We start from the raw sequence: 16,119 nt of genomic DNA, 5'->3' as shown, positions 1-16,119 counted from the left end.
CGTCAACGATTTTTCGATCAACGAAATAAAGCGCTCGACTGACTCGCTTTATGTTTTTTACAAAAACGAACTCGTTAAATTCATTGAGATAAAACTGATTGTTGGCGAATAATACCAATTTGTTATCTGGTGAAAATGGATACTTTCGTTTTGCATACCAATTCCATCCAATCACCCAAGATAATATAGCACCGAATGTTAAAATACTTGGGATATACAGATGAGCCATATGTATTACCGGATAGGTTGTGGGCGCATCCAGTCCTTGCATTATCCACGTTGCATGGTAATCAAATGGTTGTAAACCAAAGACAGGTGCAAAACAACAAAAAGCAAGAAAGATCATTGGCACTAGCATTAATAGTGGGGCTTCATGCACGCTGTGTCCTTGACGAAGGAGGTTGGAAAAACGAAAATCTCCAAAGAATGCTTTCCAGATTAATCGACCAATGTAAAATGCGGTAAGTATACTTACGATAATAAGGATAATTGCCACCGATATAGACCACCCACCACGGTAGATTCCCCACTCAAAAGCGCTAATAATGATACTGTCTTTTGATAGGTAGCCGGCAGTTAGTGGAAAACCTGCTAAAGATAATGATGCAAGACTCATGCACAGGAAAGTTTTAGGCATGTGTTTACGTAATCCGCCCATGTTACGGAGATCCTGTGGGTCGATATCTATGTTTGCCTGTTTCGTAAAGTGAGCCATTTCGTGAATTACAGCGCCTGCACATAAAAACAGCAAACATTTAAAAAACGCATGTGTACTTAGATGGAACATCGCGCTGTCCCATGATCCAATGCCGACGCCTACCATCATAAAACCCAGTTGGGAGATTGTAGAGAACGCAAGTATCTTTTTTATATCTTGTTGTCCGAGGGCAAAAATTGCTGCCGAGAATGCAGTAATGGTTCCAATTATCGTAATAATAACAAGAACGTCGTCGTTGAACAGCGGAAAGATTGTACAAAGTAGGAATACTCCCGCGGCGACCATGGTCGCAGCATGAATAAGTGAAGATACCGACGTTGGGCCCTCCATCGCCTCTGGGAGCCAGATGTGTAATGGAAACTGTGCGGATTTTGCCATAGCACCCAAAAAGAAACATAATCCTGCCCAAGTAAGCCACGAGGCGGATTTATCTAGCGGTGTAATCTGCCCCTCGAGTAAAATACCACGCTCAAATATCCCGTTAGATCCAAATAAGAGTGTTAAATCTAGGGTTCCTATATTTGAATAGACTAAAGCGATTCCAATCAAAAAACCAATATCACCGATTCTATTTACCAGAAAAGCTTTTTTATTGGCTTGGACGGCCGAGTCTTTGGTAAACCAATACCCGATTAAAAGGTAAGAAGCAAAACCTACGAGTTCCCAAAAAATGTAGGATTGAAATAGATTTACAGAAATGGTTAAACTCAACATTGCGAAGCAAAAAAGGCTTAAGTACATCCAGTAACGATGGAGCCCGGGATCCCCTTTCATGTAGGCCTTAGAATAAATATGAACGGGTAGAGCGATGATACATACGATAATCTGCATGAGAACGGTCAGATTGTTCAAGAGGACACCTATCAGGAGTTTATGCTTACCAATGGCAAACCACTGTATTTTAAGTGTTTGTTCAGCTTCATTCCAAACTTGAGGTAACACGTAGAATATACACAATAATGTACTTAATATAATTGCCACTAAACTAATGTTACCTGAGGTTTCCCTTTTGCCTAGTATTGCCTGCACGAGGAAAGCAACAAAAGGAAGCAGAGCGACCAGAAGGCTGGCATAAATAGGTGATATGTGTAGTAGATTGTTCACTAGTCCTTTAATTCATGAATGTTTTTAGGATTTATAGTGTTGAAATGACGGTATACGTTAAGAATAATCGCAAGACCAACTGCTACCGCCGCCGCCGCGAGGACGATAGCAAATAATGCAAATATTTGGCCGCCATAGTTCGTCTTGTCATATTTTGAGAAAGCAACGAAGTTGAGAATGGAAGCATTTATCATAAGCTCAACGCCTACTAAGATCATAATAGCATTTCGTTTTGCCACCACCGCGTACAGTCCGATGCAAAATATACATCCACTGACAATTAAAAAGTGAGTGAGTGTAATCATACTGTATCTTCCTTTCTGGATAAGTGAGCAGCTCCGATGAGGGCCATCATCAAGAATATTGATATTACCTCGAACGGCAATAGGTATTGTGTCATAAATTTGAAGCCTAATAGCTCAATGTTATTATCTGAAGTTTGAATAACAGTTCCTTGTGCAATAGATTGTTCGATCCAACTTGGGATTTTCTCGGACCAGTCAATAAATATATATATTATTATGCAAAGGAAAGTAGTCGAGATCAGTAGTGATTGCCAATTCGGGAGCGAGACAAAACGTGTTGAAGATGTTTGCAGATCTTCAAGAAGTTCTTTACTAGATAGCATAAAGGCAAAAATAAGAAGTATCAATACCCCGCCTACATATATTAATATTTGTGTTATAGCGATAAAGTCAGCTAATGCAAATAAATAAAGTCCTGCCATTGAAAATAACACGACGAACAATAAAAAAAGCGCCCTTGCTGTGTTTTTAATATTTACGAGTAGCAATCCAGCTCCGATAGCCATTGCTGCGAAAACATAAAATATGATTGTTTCTATTGTCATTATTTTTTTTTCGCCGCCTCCTTCTCAGCTTGGAATAGTGTCCATTCTTGTTTACGTTGGGCAATTTCTTCCTCGGTCATTTCAGAAAAACCGTAAATTAAATCGGTTAATTTTTGCGTACTACGATCGTACTTGTTGGTCATGGTGATACATTCTGTTGGGCATACAACGGTGCATAGGCCACAATACATGCATTTCGCCATGTCGATGTCGAATTTTTCTGGATATAGCCTTTTGACGCTTCCGTCCGAGGTATTCCCTATTGCTTGCGGCGATTTAATCGAAATGATATCGATACAGTCTACAGGACACGCCTTTGCGCATAAATCGCAAACAATGCAGTCGTCAATCTCTACTTCAAGTTGATAGCGTGCAACCTCGGGGATAGGCATTTTTTGTTTTGGGAACTGCACCGTTGCCACTCCGTTCTGTTTCTCAAAATAGTTGTCATCACGGATATCAAGAGACTCTCTTGATTTTCGAGCAGCAAAAAGATGTCTCACCGTTAAAAGTAAACCTTTAACAGCTGTCAGAAAGCCTTGTATAGTCGTTTTAAGTACCAAGAGTTATAGCATTACAAATATTCTCCACAGTCCTGATATTGCTAAGCATAAAAAACTAATGGGAATTAATATTTTCCAACAAAGTGTCATCAGTTGATCAGCTCTAAACCGTGGCAATGTCCAACGTATCCATATTTGGATCCCTACGACAAGTAGAGATTTTGAAAATGTCCAAAATAATCCCCATCCTAAGCCTGTCGTCCAATCTGCTAGCCGTATGTTGCCAATATTTGGTAGAGGCGTGTTCCAGGCACCAAGAAAAATGACAACACCTAAGATAGCGACTAAAAACATCATCGCATACTCCGCCAAAAATAAGAAAGCAAATTTAATGCCTCCATACTCAGTATGAAATCCGCCGATAAGTTCAGATTCTGCTTCAGGGATGTCAAACGGTGCGCGATTACATTCAGCAAGTGTTGCTAGAAAGAAAATCATATATACTACTATTAGGTGCGGTGCCTGAAAAATATGCCAAGCAAAGACACCTCCGATTTTGGTCACATCCCAGAACCCGAAGAAGAATATCTGTTCCGGAGATTTAACCCCTTGTAAGAAAGCAATGTCGTTTAGGTTCAGCGTTTGTGTGACCATCACGGCCGCGATTAAGCATAGTCCAACTGGAATTTCGTAGGATACCATTTGTGCTATTGCCCGAATAGACCCCAGTAACGAATACTTGTTATTTGAGCCCCATCCGGCCATTAATATGCCGATAGCGTCGATTGAGACCACCGCCATTAGAAAAAAAAGCCCTGTGTTCGTATTCGCTGGGATAAAATCTGGTGCCCAAGGGACAACACTGTATCCAATGAAAACAGCTACAAAGATAACAATTGGGGCAATCGCAAAGAGTATTTTATCTGCGGCAGATGGCGTTATAAATTCTTTTTGGAGGAGCTTTAGAATATCAGCAACTGTCTGAACAATACCATATTTACCCGTTTCCATTGGTCCTAGGCGATCCTGTAAAAAGCCGGCGATCTTTCGCTCGGCATAAACTGCAAATAGCGTGAAAGTGGCAATAAATAGGAATATTGCAATAGGAATAATAATATGGATAATCAGATCAGGCAATTTCTTTTTAGAATTATTCTTAATTGGATGCAAACATACGCAAAACGTAGCAAAAGGCCATGAGATTTAAAAAAATATACTAATTTACTGGATAATTAAAATTCTGCCTCAAGGATGCCTTTCCTTCAGACTTTCCTGCGATTGAATAAGCCCGTGCGGGTACTCGGATTGAATGAAAAATTGCGATTATAAAATAAGCTACGTGTAGCATTTAAAACAAAGTATTCGTTCTGATGTTAATACTTTATTATTTACAATATTTTGAAATTTATGAAACGAATGAGATGGGGTTATCTAGTCATTTGCACCGCGATACTAGTTGGATGTGCAACGAAGAAAAACACGATGACAAACGATGATAGGACCCAGTTATTGGGAAAGAAATGGCAACTTGTTGAGTTGAGCGGAAATCCCGTTGCAGAAAAAATAAATGGTAAAACACCGTATCTTGAGTTATTGACTGAGGGCAACCGGTACAGCGCTTCTGGTGGGTGTAATGGCATTGGTGGTGAATATGAATTGTTAAAAAACCACGGTATTAAGTTTGAGCGGGGAATGTCAACAATGATGGCCTGCCCAGATATGACGATTGAGCAAGGGTTAGGTAAGCTTTTTGAAACCGCAGATAGCTATACAGTTTCTGATAGTGCTTTGACGTTTTCCTCGAAAGGGGCTTTGCTTGCGAAGTTCAAGATATTTGAACAGGCGCAGAACGACCTAGCTGGCACCTGGGAATTGGACTATATTATGGAAGCGGGATCTTCTTTAGATACGTTATTTCCGGTTAAGAAGCCGAGTATGACCTTTGACGTCGCGAATAACAAGGTTAGTGGAAACGGCGGGTGCAATAGATTTAATGGAAGCGTTGTCATTGAAGGTAGTACTTTAAAATTCGGTCCTGTGATGTCCACAAAGATGGCATGCCCAGGAACGGCAGAAAACGTTTTCTTTAAAAACCTTGAACGCGTGACCTCTTTTAGCACGAATGATGCAGAATTAACTCTGATTGCGGATGATATTGTTGTGATGCGGTTAAAAAAGAGCTAACCGAGGAAAGCGATTTTTGTTAGCTAAAAAAGCCCGAATTCTCAAAACTCGGGCTTTTTTACTTAGTGTGGTGAGATTATCTTTTATCGAAATCTACATAGTCACGTGTAGTCTCGCCGGTATAAACTTGACGAGGACGGCCGATAGGCTCTTTGTTGTCACGCATTTCTTTCCATTGAGCTATCCACCCCGGAAGACGTCCTAAAGCGAATAATACTGTAAACATATCCGATTGGAATCCTAGGGCACGATAAATGATACCTGAATAGAAATCAACATTCGGATATAACTTTCTATCTATGAAGTATGGATCACTTAATGCCGCTGCCTCAAGTTTCTTGGCGATGTCCAGAACAGGATCATTAACGCCTAATTTTTCGAGGATATCGTCACATGCTTTCTTAATTATTTTAGCACGAGGATCGAAGTTCTTATAAACTCGATGACCAAATCCCATTAAACGGAAAGGATCATTTTTGTCTTTTGCTTTCGCTAAATATTTCTCAGCATCACCTCCATCATTTTTAATAGCTTCAAGCATTTCAATTACCGCTTGGTTTGCTCCACCATGAAGCGGACCCCATAGCGCATTGATACCTGCGGAGACTGACGCATAAAGATTCGCATTCGATGAACCTACAATGCGGACTGTTGATGTAGAACAATTTTGTTCGTGGTCTGCGTGCAAAATTAATAATTTATGCATTGCACTGATCACGACTGGTTCGATCGTTGTCTCTCCTGTAACTTCTCCAAAAATCATGTTTAAGAAGTTTTCAATATATCCTAAATTGTTTTTAGGGTATACAACCGGTTGACCTAACGACTTCTTTTGAATCCATGATACAATAGTCGGCATTTTTGCCAACAGGTTGATGATAGTCTTGTTCTCTTCCTCGTCAGTTGCGTTAGGATTCAATGATTCGGGGTAAAACGCCGAAAGGGCACCTACCAGACAGGAAAGTTGACCCATAGGGTGGGACTTAGAAGGGAAGCCTACGAAGAAGTTTTTCATATCTTCATGGATCATCATCTGTTTCCTGATATCTGAACGAAATTTCTCCAAAACTTCTTTACTAGGAAGCTCGCCGTAAATTAAAAGATAGGCGACTTCTAAAAAAGTGGATTTTTCAGCTAATTGCTCAATTGGATACCCTCTATAGCGTAAAACGCCTTCTTCACCATCCAAAAATGTGATGGCGCTTTTAGTTGCACCTGTATTTTTGAATCCTGGGTCTAACGTGATATATCCCGTTTGATCTCTGAGTTTAGAGATGTCAATAGCGTTTTCGTTTTCAGTACCAATAATAATTGGCGCTTCAAAGGAAGCACCACCTAGATTTATTGTTGCTTTATCCGACATGTTTATTATACTAGTTTCTACAAATGTAAAAAAATCAAGTTTAATTTCGAAGGCGTATTTGAATTAAAATGACACAAATCGGTCATTTTAGGACTTTATCAATAGTTGCTTCGGAGGGGCGATGGGTACGCTGTATCTCGTAGGGTTTATGAAATAATGTGTTTTTGACGTTTATTCAATGTTTCTATTAGATACCCGTTTGGAATTTTGACGTGTCGTTTTGTGAAATCGCATCGTAACTCACATTATTTTTAGCGTGAATAGTGGTCAATAAAACAAAAGAAGATCAAATGCGCGTGCAAAGTGCTATATTTTTCTTGAAATGAGCTGTGTTTTATAGTTGTTTTTTTCTTTTAGAAAAAAAAACATAAAATATATTTTGAATACACTACGAAAATATCGTAGCTTTATGAAAGATTCGTAATGGTATGGAAAAATTAACAATACAAGAAGAAGAAGCGATGCTGTCTATCTGGCAGTTAGGCGGCGGATTTGTAAAGGAAATCCTTGAGAACTTAAAGGGCGAGCGGCCTCCATATACTACCTTGGCATCGACAGTACGGAATTTAGAACGAAAGGGGTATGTGAAAGCGGTAAAGTTTGCTAATGCCAAACGTTATGATCCGGCCATTAGTGAAGAAGAATATAAGGCGAAATTTATGAACGGTTTTGTAGGCGACTATTTTCGAAACTCCTATAAAGAAATGGTTTCATTTTTTGTAGAGCAGCAGAAACTCTCTCCCGCAGAACTGGAGGAGATCATGAAGTTGATACAAGACAAAAAATAAGTTATGGGTTCATTTCTGATATATGTTATTCAAGTGAACGTTCTTTTGACGATCGTCTTTTGGGGATATCATTTGCTATTAAAGAATCTCACATTCTATAAATTGAATCGCTTCTATTTTTTTACCGGGATAGTCTTCTCGTTGACCTACCCATTTTTAGATTTAAGTTCTTTGTTTTCTAATGGTGTATCTCCGGCCGCTCGGGTTGACGTGTATTTACCATTTCTTAACGATCAGACGAAAAATGCGTCGAATTATACATTTGCTACGTTGATGCAGCTTGTGATCTTTATGGGAGTATTCATTTTTTCGTGTCGGTTTGTTTTACAGATCTTGAGTCTGTTGCGTGTACATTATTATTCGTTAGATGCTACTTGGGAGAAATATTTTTTTCGGAACGTACTATTTCCTGTTGCACCTTTTTCTTTTTTTAATAGAATTTACCTTCATATTGAGCAACACAAGGAGTTAGAACTCCAAAATATTTTCGAGCATGAGAATATTCATGTGAAAGGCCTTCACAGTATGGATATATTATGCTTTGAAATGCTGCTGGTAGGATGTTGGTATAATCCCTTCGTATGGCTGATGCGCAGCGCTGTACGTCAAAATTTGGAATTTCTGACTGATCAACAGGTTCTAAATAAGGGTGTCGATCGACAAACTTATCAGTATTCTTTGTTGCGAGTCACAAGAGAGGGAACCTCAGTGACTCTGAGTAATCAATTTAATTTTAAAGTTTTAAAAACGCGCATTATGATGATGAATAAAAAACGCTCATCGAAGTTACAGTTAACGAAGTACGCCTTCTTACTTCCGGTTATTATTTTTTCGGCCGGAGCATTTACTGTGAACAGGGCCGAGGCCCAAATTGAGCAAGTTGTATTTAAAGCCTCAGAATTACCTTTGGGTAAGGGCAGGGAGGTTTTCGTAGCATTATCCGACACCGTTGTAGAACCTACGGTTGTCCAGGAAAATAAACGGAAGCCAGCGAGCCAGAAGGTTGTTGAGCCAAGGATTGAGATGGTCGAGGTCGGAAAAACTGAGGATACCAAAACGAAACAAAAACACGATCAAGATTTGAAACCTGTGTATCTCGTTAATGGAAAGCAAATAGATAAGGACAGTCTGTCTACTATTGATCCGAATGATATTCACACTGTGAACGTGTGGAAAGGCGATAAAGCCAAAGAACGCTTTGGAGATAAAGTTTCCGGAGGGGTCGTTGAAGTGGTTCTAAAGGATACGATAGATACGAAGGCAAGAGAGGCTCAACACAAGAAATAGTATTATAGGAAAAGATTGAAAAGTAAAATCCTAAATATTTTAGGTAGAGAAAGGGAGCGAAATTATCGTTCCCTTATTTTGTGTTCAAATTCGTCATGGTAAGTCCAATGCCTATATTTACGAAGCTATGAACCATCTTCTCGGCATGGTCTATTAAAGCCGGGAGGTCTTTTTGTTCATCATCGTCGAAGGGCCCTAATACATAATCGACTTGTCGTCCCTTAGGGTAGTTGTCTCCAATACCAAAGCGCAAGCGCGGGTAGTTCTGTCCCCCACAGCTTTGTTCAATAGAACGTAAGCCATTGTGACCAGCGGCAGATCCTTTAGGTTTGATGCGCAACGACCCAAATGGTATCGCTAAGTCGTCGACAACAACCAACACGTTTTCGATTGGTACTTTTAGTTGCTGCATCCAATAATTGACGGCTTTACCACTTAGATTCATGAAAGTTGTTGGTTTGATCATATATACATTCCGGCCGCGTTGTTTGAATTCTGTATAATACGCCAGTTTAAGTATAGACCAGGTCGCTCCAGCATTTTTGGCAACTTCATTTACAACCATAAACCCAATGTTATGACGTGTGTCCTCGTATTCTCTACCGATATTTCCTAATCCAACAATTAAAAAGTTCATGGCGCAAAAGTAGACAAAAATTGATTGATAATAAAAAAGGCATCGATTGTTCGATGCCTTTAGGTGCCCCGGAGGTTAAATGTTATTTTTTACCTTTAACAGCTGCTTTAGCTGCCTCTTGCTCTGCTTGACGTAAAGCACGTGACATGATTACTGATACGATTGTATCGTCACTGTTGTTTAAAATTATTGCGTTTTCTAATTTCGCTTGTTCAACGCGGAATGATTTACCAACTTCCAAAGACTCTAAAGGGACTAGGATTTCCTGAGGAAGGTTGTTCGGTAATGCTTTTACACGTAAACTACGTAATTTTTGAACTAATTTACCACCCAATTTAACACCAGGAGATGTTCCTGTTAACGTGATAGGAATGTTCATAGAAACTTCTTTGTCATCGAACAATTCTAAAAAGTCGACGTGAGTGACTACGTCTGTAAGTGGGTGGAATTGTGCTTCCTGAACGATAGCCTTTTTTGTAGCGCCTTCGATGTTCAATTCTATGAATACAACTTCTGAAGTATAAAGAATTGACTTCAAATCAGCTGCGGACACAGAAAGGTGGGTTTGTTCTTTTCCACCATAAAGAACTGCCGGTACTTGACCTTGGTAACGCAATTCCTTTGCATCTCTTTTCCCTACGTTCTGTCTTGCAGAACCGCTAATAGCAATTGATTTCATTATTTTATATATTAAATTTGAGGTGCAAAAATAAGTTATTTTTTTCACATCTGAAAGGAAGTTCGAAAATATAAAGGGTGAACATGTAAAATGCTCACCCTTATCGATTTAATTAAGTTCGTAGGAAACGTTATTCTATTTCGAATAGATCAGATATTGATCCGTGTTCGTTAACGTTTTTAATAGCGCCAGCAAATAAGTCGGCAGTCGAAAGTAGTCTAATCTTTGTGCAAGATTTGGCTTTTTCTGGGTTGAGGCGGATCGTGTCTGTAACAATCATTTCTGATAGTACAGAATTTTCGATTGTTTCATAGGCTTTTCCTGAAAGTACCGCATGTGTACATACTGCTCTTACAGAATTTGCGCCGTTTTCCATAATTAAAGCTGCAGCTTTTGATAGCGTACCTGCTGTGTCGCAGATGTCGTCAATTAAAACAACATCTTGGCCAGTGACATCTCCGATAATCGACATCGATTCGATTTCGTTAGCACGTTTACGACGTTTATCACAAATGATAACTTCTGCGTTAAAAAATTTCGCAAATGTACGTGCGCGATACGATCCACCCATGTCTGGGGACGCTATCGTCAGGTTCGGAAGTTTCAAGGACTTGATATAAGGTACGAAGATGATCGATCCATCAAGGTGATCCACTGGGATATCGAAAAAACCTTGGATTTGCGCTGCGTGAAGGTCCATCGTCATGATGCGGTGTGCACCAGCAGCCATGATCAAGTTTGCAATTAATTTAGCACCAATAGCTACACGAGGCTTATCTTTTCTGTCTTGACGAGCAAAACCAAAATAAGGAACAACTACCGTGATATAATGCGCTGAAGCCCTTTTAGCGGCATCAATCATTAGCAGGAGTTCAAGAAGATTGTCGGCAGGTTGGTTGGTTGATTGGATTAAGAATATGTCGCTTCCGCGGACAGATTCGTTGTAAAATGGCTGGATTTCTCCGTCACTGAATTTCGACAAGGTCATGTCGCCAAGAGGCTTGCCATAAGATTTGGAGATTTTTTCAGCTAACTCCACTGTTCCTGAACCAGCGAACAGTTTCACCGTGTTAAATTGCAAAGGCATTATGCGTGATTTTATGTTGGATTAACTCAATTTTTCCAGTGTTGCTACCTGAAGATAATTAAAAATGTTGTCCGACTAGGATTCGAACCTAGACTGAATGAACCAAAATCACTTGTACTACCCTTATACTATCGGACAAATTATTTTTAAACTACGCTTCTTCGTATTGGGGGCAAAGTTAGCCAAATGTTTCAGAAAACAAAATACTTTTTATAAGGTAAAGTGATACGGGAGAGGAGTTTAATTGAAACAAAAAAAGAGAGCAAACATGCTCTCTTTTTTTGTTGTCCGACTAGGATTCGAACCTAGACTGAATGAACCAAAATCACTTGTACTACCCTTATACTATCGGACAATCATCTGCCATAACGCAACGGTTGTTTTGTTTTGACGATGCAAATATACGGCTGATTTTATTTTTTCCAAAACTTTTTTTGCGTTATTCCGTATCGTAGCTGATTTTCAGCGGGATATTTTTCCCGATTAAAAAGCTGATGCCGTTAGGCAATCGTTGTTAAATGAGGTATACTTTGTAAAAACTTTGGTTAAAAGTTGTAAATAATATTTAATAGTCGATTTGTATTCCTTATTTTCGAGCCATAATATAGGAATACCTTATCAAAATACGATGAAATACAATAAGATTAACAACCTTTTGGGATGGATCTGTGCGGCAATCGCCACAATTGTCTATGTAGCGACTGTTGAGCGTACAGTTAGTTGGTGGGATTGTGGGGAGTTTATAGCCTCTGCGTTTAAGATGCAAATTGTACATCAGCCGGGAGCCCCTCTTTTTTTAATGGTGGAAAATGTGTTCTCGAACTTAGCAATGGGCGATGTTAATCGTATTGCTTTTTGGATGAATATCGGCTCAGCGGTGTGTAGTGGGCTGACGATTCTTTTTTTATTTTGGACTATTACCGCGCTAGCCAGAAAGGTATTTGTTGGCGTGTCATCTCAGAAAGATCTTGCCTCTAGCGAGGTTTTTATTGTTATGGCTTCTGGGGTAGTGGGCGCGCTAGCTTACGCATTTACCGATACATTTTGGTTTTCAGCCGTTGAAGCTGAAGTTTATGCAATGTCTTCTTTATGTACGGCTGTGGTTTTTTGGGCTATATTAAAATGGGAAGCGTCTGCTGATGAACCTCGCGCAGATAAATGGATTATATTGATCGCATATATTATGGGGCTATCTATCGGAGTTCACCTTTTGAACCTGTTGGTAATTCCCGCTATTGCATTAGTAATTTATTTCCGGAAAACTAAACAAGCTACCAATAGTGGGATTTTTCGTTCTCTTGCATTGGGAGTAGTTGTACTCGGCTTTATTCTTTGGGGGATTATCCAATTTTCTGTAAAATTTGCCGCGTATTTTGATCTGTTTTTTGTGAACACATTAGGGACAGGGTTCGGATATGGTGTTGCCTTCTTTGCAATTCTTCTCATTGGGGGACTAGTCTATGGAATTTATTATTCGATTAAAAAATCCAAACCACTTTTAAATATAGCTTTAATATCAACATGTTTTATATTGTTAGGATACAGTTCATTCGCAATGATTATGATTCGCGCAAAAGCCGATCCTACATTGAATAATAGCGATCCAGACAACGCTTTTACATTTTTAAGTTACTTAAACAGAGAACAGTATGGCGATGAACCATTGTTCAAAGGACGTTTTTTTGACTCTAAGGTCACTGGAGCTGAAGATGGAAAAAAGGTTTATAGAAAAGACGGAGAAAAGTATGTCGTAGCGAAACGCAACCCGTCTTATACGTATGATAAGGAAACTTTATTCCCGCGAGTATATAGTGAGAAAAATGGTCATCCAGATTTTTACCGAGAGTTCTTAGGCTTAGGGCCTAATGATGCACCTACCTTTGCGGATAATATAAAGTTCTTTTTCGGGTATCAGATAGGGCATATGTATGGGCGTTATTTTTTATGGAATTTCGCCGGGCGGCAAAACGATCAGCAAGGGCATGGGTCATACACCGAGGGAAATTGGATTTCGGGCATAAAACCTATTGATAATTTGTTGGTTGGCGGACAAAGTGCTCTGCCAGTTTCCGCAAAAGAAGATCCTTCTCGAAACACGTATTTTTTCTTACCGTTGATAATCGGTCTAATTGGTGCGTTTTGGCATTTTGGGAGAAGGCAGCGTGATGCGGGAGTTGTAGGGTTATTGTTTTTCTTTACAGGAATTGCAATTGTTCTTTATTTGAATCAGACACCATTGCAACCAAGGGAACGAGATTATGCTTATGCAGGTTCTTTCTACGCTTTTAGTATATGGATCGGTTTAGGTGTTATTGCTATTGCAGATTTCTTGAGGAAAAAGACCAATGTCAAGGTTGCTGGATATGTCGCCGCAGCAGTTGGTGTACTTGCAGGTCCGGTTATCCTGATCGCGCAGAACCATGATGATCATAATCGTTCGGAAAAATCTCTCGCGAGAGATATGGCCAGGAACTATTTGGAATCTTGTGCGCCAAACGCTATTCTATTTAGTTATGGAGACAACGATACATATCCGTTGTGGTATGTACAGGAGGTTGAAGGATTTCGGACAGATGTTCGCGTTGTGAATTTAAGTTTGTTAAGTGCGGATTGGTATATGAAACAAATGATGGAAAAAGTCAATGATGCGGATGCCTTGCCAATAAATATTGATCCTGAACTCATAAAAGACGGTGTTCGTGATGTGATTTACTACCAGGATTATAATATTCCAGGTTATGTACCTGTTCAAGATTTGATGAAGGTCATGCTTTCAGATAATCCTCAAAATAAGGCGCAGCTACAGAGCGGTGAGTTTGTGAATTTGCTTCCGACCAAAAAAATGGAATTAGCTATTGATAAACAAGCGGTATTAGCAAATAATGTCGTTCCTAAAGAATGGGAATCTGCAGTTACGGATACTATGCGCTGGACGTATAGTCAAAATTATGTGAGTCGTGCTGAGTTGTCTATGTTGTCGATATTGGCAAATAACAATTGGAAACGCCCTATTTATTTTACTATCACCACACCGGAGAGTAATTATATGGGATTAGATCGGTTCTTGGTGAGTGAAGGTTTTGCTTATCGGTTGATGCCTATAGAGATGGGGCTGAATGAAGGTGATCCAAGTTCAATTATTAATGTTGATCAAACCTATGAAAATGTATTGAACAAATTCTCATGGGGTAACGTAGCGAATGCGTCTTATATTGATCCAGACTCCTACCGATATATTAGCATGTACGTAGGTTCTATATATGGGCAAACAGGACAACAATTATTGGCTTCAGGGGAGACTGAAAAAGCCAAAAAATTAGCGCTTGATGCTTATCAAGATATGCCGAAGAAACCTTATTTGATGTCCGATGTGATGAGCTACGTTCCGTTGCTTGAAGTGATGTATAAAGTAGGTGAATCGGCTAAAGCGGGAGAGATCGCTAGACGTAACCTGCAGTTTGTGAAGGAAAATATGGCGTATTACGAGGCTGTTGCCGAAACAAAATCCAATCTTGAATTCAGGAATATGCGTTTTGGCCTGGCCTCGATACAGCGGTATAAGCAACTTCTCGATCAAGTCGGCTCCGCGGAGGATAAGAAGTTGTCCGATGAACTTTATCAGAAATATATTCAATACTTCCAAGAAGCAGGTGAATAAAAATACTGAAATGGCTATCGAAAGATGGCCATTCTCTTTTCCTATTTTATTAAGGCAGAGATGCGGATTTTTACGAAAAAATACCGTAAGTTTGCCCAAACAACCCCATAATGAAACAATCGATTTTATTAGAAGGAGCCAAATTTCAGATTACAATCAAACGACTATGTCAACAACTGATTGAAAATCATGGCGATTTTTCCAATGCTGTGTTAATCGGAATTCAACCGCGCGGTACCTATTTAGCTAAACGTATTCAGAAAGAAATTGCAATCATGACCGGAAAGGACATAGCCTTGGGTGTTCTGGATATCACCTTCTACCGCGATGACTTTCGAATGAAAGGCTCAAATCCACTTATAGCAAATAGTACTGAAATTGATTTTATCGTCGATGGAAAGGACGTAATTCTAATAGATGACGTCCTGTGGACAGGACGCACAATTCGTTCTGCTATGGATGCAATGCAGTCATTTGGACGAAGCGAAAAGATGGAGTTATTAGTTTTAGTCGATCGTCGTTTTTCAAGGCAGATACCTATCCAGCCTGATTATATCGGTATACAGGTTGATTCTATCGACTCGCAAAAAGTTATTGTTAGCTGGCAGGAGATTGATGATAAAGACAGCATTGTACTGATAACAGAAAAAAAATAGAAGCTCCAGAAAATCCTATATAAAATGTCAACAACAACCGAGCAACTTAGTACACGACACCTTTTAGGTATTAAAGATTTGAATGAGAACGATATTCAGTTGATTCTCGATACAGCAGCAAATTTTAAAGAAGTACTTAATCGTCCTATAAAGAAAGTTCCGTCTTTGCGCGATATTACGATTGCAAATGTATTTTTTGAAAATTCCACTAGGACGCGATTATCGTTTGAATTAGCTGAAAAACGACTTTCTGCGGATATCGTCAATTTCGCGGCGTCATCTTCGTCGGTAAGCAAAGGAGAAACGTTAATTGATACGGTCAATAATATCTTAGCCATGAAAGTGGATATGATTGTGATGCGTCATCCCTATGCTGGGGCAGGGGTCTTTTTAAGTAAGCATGTTGAAGCGCAGATTGTAAATGCTGGAGACGGGGCGCATGAGCACCCTACGCAAGCACTTTTAGACTCATTTTCGATTCGTGAACGATTTGGAGATGTTGCAGGACGGAAAGTAGCAATTATCGGAGATATTTTACATTCTCGAGTTGCTCTATCAAATATTTTATGCCTTCAAAAGCAGGGTGCAGAGGTCATGGTGTGTGG

General features: G+C 39.6%; 15 protein-coding genes. 6 read left to right on the top strand and 9 right to left on the bottom strand.

The genetic code is table 11. The features are described 5' to 3' along the window. From HP439_RS11760 to HP439_RS11740, 5 genes are all read right to left on the bottom strand, one after another. Positions 1–1,822, bottom strand: a 1,822-nt coding sequence (locus tag HP439_RS11760) for an NADH-quinone oxidoreductase subunit L (RefSeq protein WP_172390534.1), incomplete at its 3' end; no start/stop codon positions are given. Continuing rightward, positions 1,822–2,127 (bottom strand): NADH-quinone oxidoreductase subunit NuoK, encoded by a 306-nt coding sequence (gene nuoK / locus HP439_RS11755; protein WP_172390533.1) that lies wholly within the window; start codon positions 2,125–2,127, stop codon positions 1,822–1,824. The genes HP439_RS11760 and nuoK, both read right to left, overlap by 1 nt. Next, positions 2,124–2,672 carry an NADH-quinone oxidoreductase subunit J family protein gene (locus HP439_RS11750; protein ID WP_172390532.1) on the bottom strand — a complete coding sequence of 183 codons (549 nt, stop codon included), beginning with the start codon at positions 2,670–2,672 and terminating at the stop codon, positions 2,124–2,126. Before HP439_RS11750 ends, nuoK begins: the two co-directional genes overlap by 4 nt. Beyond that, on the bottom strand, positions 2,672–3,235 hold the full coding sequence (locus HP439_RS11745; protein ID WP_172390531.1) for a 4Fe-4S binding protein: 564 nt from the start codon (positions 3,233–3,235) through the stop codon (positions 2,672–2,674). Before HP439_RS11745 ends, HP439_RS11750 begins: the two co-directional genes overlap by 1 nt. Before the next feature lie 3 nt (positions 3,236–3,238). Continuing rightward, positions 3,239–4,312 (bottom strand): complex I subunit 1/NuoH family protein, encoded by a 1,074-nt coding sequence (locus HP439_RS11740; protein ID WP_172390530.1) that lies wholly within the window; start codon positions 4,310–4,312, stop codon positions 3,239–3,241. A gap of 270 nt (positions 4,313–4,582) precedes the next feature. Between HP439_RS11740 and HP439_RS11735 the strand changes: the two genes are divergently transcribed. Next, positions 4,583–5,359 (top strand): META domain-containing protein, encoded by a 777-nt coding sequence (locus HP439_RS11735; RefSeq protein ID WP_172390529.1) that lies wholly within the window; start codon positions 4,583–4,585, stop codon positions 5,357–5,359. 76 nt (positions 5,360–5,435) lie between these two features. Here the strand turns inward: HP439_RS11735 and HP439_RS11730 are convergent, their stop codons facing one another. Continuing rightward, entirely contained in the window at positions 5,436–6,722 is a 1,287-nt protein-coding gene (locus HP439_RS11730) for a citrate synthase (RefSeq protein WP_172390528.1), read from the bottom strand. A gap of 428 nt (positions 6,723–7,150) precedes the next feature. Between HP439_RS11730 and HP439_RS11725 the strand changes: the two genes are divergently transcribed. Both HP439_RS11725 and HP439_RS11720 read left to right on the top strand, forming a co-directional pair. Then, positions 7,151–7,510, top strand: coding sequence for a BlaI/MecI/CopY family transcriptional regulator (locus tag HP439_RS11725; protein WP_172390527.1), 360 nt, complete (start codon positions 7,151–7,153; stop codon positions 7,508–7,510). A gap of 3 nt (positions 7,511–7,513) precedes the next feature. Then, a complete protein-coding gene (locus tag HP439_RS11720) occupies positions 7,514–8,797 on the top strand; it encodes a M56 family metallopeptidase (RefSeq protein ID WP_172390526.1) in 1,284 nt (427 codons plus the stop codon). A gap of 73 nt (positions 8,798–8,870) precedes the next feature. On the opposite strand, the gene pth is transcribed toward HP439_RS11720, so the two are convergent. The 3 genes from pth to HP439_RS11705 all read right to left on the bottom strand — a co-directional run bounded on the left by pth (position 8,871) and on the right by HP439_RS11705 (position 11,200). Beyond that, positions 8,871–9,434, bottom strand: coding sequence for an aminoacyl-tRNA hydrolase (gene pth, locus HP439_RS11715; RefSeq protein ID WP_172390525.1), 564 nt, complete (start codon positions 9,432–9,434; stop codon positions 8,871–8,873). 82 nt (positions 9,435–9,516) lie between these two features. Then, the gene (locus HP439_RS11710) at positions 9,517–10,113 is read right to left on the bottom strand and encodes a 50S ribosomal protein L25/general stress protein Ctc (RefSeq protein WP_172390524.1); all 597 of its coding nucleotides are present in this window, start codon (positions 10,111–10,113) and stop codon (positions 9,517–9,519) included. A gap of 130 nt (positions 10,114–10,243) precedes the next feature. Beyond that, positions 10,244–11,200 carry a ribose-phosphate pyrophosphokinase gene (locus tag HP439_RS11705; protein ID WP_172390523.1) on the bottom strand — a complete coding sequence of 319 codons (957 nt, stop codon included), beginning with the start codon at positions 11,198–11,200 and terminating at the stop codon, positions 10,244–10,246. Between the two features lie 628 nt (positions 11,201–11,828). Between HP439_RS11705 and HP439_RS11700 the strand changes: the two genes are divergently transcribed. The 3 genes from HP439_RS11700 to HP439_RS11690 all read left to right on the top strand — a co-directional run. Beyond that, complete coding sequence (locus tag HP439_RS11700; protein WP_172390522.1) at positions 11,829–14,858, top strand: glycosyltransferase family 117 protein; 3,030 nt, start codon at positions 11,829–11,831, stop codon at positions 14,856–14,858. A 110-nt stretch (positions 14,859–14,968) separates the two neighbouring features. After that, entirely contained in the window at positions 14,969–15,514 is a 546-nt protein-coding gene (gene pyrR, locus HP439_RS11695) for a bifunctional pyr operon transcriptional regulator/uracil phosphoribosyltransferase PyrR (protein ID WP_172390521.1), read from the top strand. A 24-nt stretch (positions 15,515–15,538) separates the two neighbouring features. Beyond that, positions 15,539–16,119: aspartate carbamoyltransferase (locus HP439_RS11690; protein ID WP_484592845.1), on the top strand; the 581-nt coding region annotated here is incomplete at its 3' end.

This window comes from Sphingobacterium shayense (genome assembly GCF_013179575.1).
Taxonomy (GTDB): domain Bacteria; phylum Bacteroidota; class Bacteroidia; order Sphingobacteriales; family Sphingobacteriaceae; genus Sphingobacterium; species Sphingobacterium shayense.
Note: the sequence above shows the minus strand (reverse complement) of the source record. Positions and strands in the feature narration are given on the sequence as shown.

Bases quoted from the DNA above. Each gene is read 5' to 3' on its own strand.
- HP439_RS11725 (WP_172390527.1), top strand. From the start codon at position 7,151: ATGGAAAAATTAACAATACAAGAAGAAGAAGCGATGCTGTCTATCTGG.
- pyrR (WP_172390521.1), top strand. From the start codon at position 14,969: ATGAAACAATCGATTTTATTAGAAGGAGCCAAATTTCAGATTACAATC.
- HP439_RS11730 (WP_172390528.1), bottom strand. From the start codon at position 6,722: ATGTCGGATAAAGCAACAATAAATCTAGGTGGTGCTTCCTTTGAAGCG.
- HP439_RS11705 (WP_172390523.1), bottom strand. From the start codon at position 11,200: ATGCCTTTGCAATTTAACACGGTGAAACTGTTCGCTGGTTCAGGAACA.
- HP439_RS11720 (WP_172390526.1), top strand. From the start codon at position 7,514: ATGGGTTCATTTCTGATATATGTTATTCAAGTGAACGTTCTTTTGACG.
- HP439_RS11750 (WP_172390532.1), bottom strand. From the start codon at position 2,672: ATGACAATAGAAACAATCATATTTTATGTTTTCGCAGCAATGGCTATC.
- nuoK (WP_172390533.1), bottom strand. From the start codon at position 2,127: ATGATTACACTCACTCACTTTTTAATTGTCAGTGGATGTATATTTTGC.
- HP439_RS11700 (WP_172390522.1), top strand. From the start codon at position 11,829: ATGAAATACAATAAGATTAACAACCTTTTGGGATGGATCTGTGCGGCA.
- HP439_RS11710 (WP_172390524.1), bottom strand. From the start codon at position 10,113: ATGAAATCAATTGCTATTAGCGGTTCTGCAAGACAGAACGTAGGGAAA.
- HP439_RS11735 (WP_172390529.1), top strand. From the start codon at position 4,583: ATGAAACGAATGAGATGGGGTTATCTAGTCATTTGCACCGCGATACTA.
- pth (WP_172390525.1), bottom strand. From the start codon at position 9,434: ATGAACTTTTTAATTGTTGGATTAGGAAATATCGGTAGAGAATACGAG.